Source organism: Candidatus Symbiopectobacterium sp. NZEC135, from assembly GCF_025962695.1.
In genome coordinates, this window is record NZ_JAGFPF010001354.1 from 1 (window position 1) to 578 (window position 578).

The 578-nt window shown below is 54.3% G+C and carries 1 pseudogene; it reads left to right on the forward strand.

Annotation, left to right across the window (positions count from 1 at the left end):
* A pseudogene (locus J5224_RS34230) lies at window positions 1-578 on the forward strand (TonB-dependent receptor); the annotation flags it as partial.

Consider the following 578-nt stretch of genomic DNA (forward strand, 5'->3'; position numbering starts at 1 on the left):
TGTGCATCGTGAAGGTCATGATGAAGTACGCAGCCGCACCAAGTATCCCGGCACCACGGGCGATCAATCCAAGATTCGTACCTTCGATAACGGCGGTCGCAGCTCACACGATGCGGTGACCTTGTCGGTACGCAACAGCCAGCCCTGGGAATGGGCCGATGCCACTCACGTACTGAATGGTTCTGTCTCCTGGCAGCAAAGCAAAAACAACACGCCGAGCGATCAGGGCTACTCTTTCTTCGATCCCAGCACGCGTCTGAACTCCGATAAAGTCTGGTATAACGGCAAAGTCATCGATGCCAAAGATTTGCCGTCCACCAACTATAACTCGCCGCTCAAGTTCAATCTGGAGTTGACCAGCGAATGGCAGGAGTACGGGTTAACCCTGTACAACCGTCTGCAATGGTGGGGTTCGCGTCAGCAAGCGGTGCGCTACGGCAACGAATACTACAACGATGCCGAATACGGACAACTGCGCAAATACAGCAAAGAACATTTTGCCAGCCGCTATACCTGGGATGGTCGCGTCACCTGGAAACCCGATTTTGCCTACGGTGCCAGCGTCTCCGTCGAGGTTA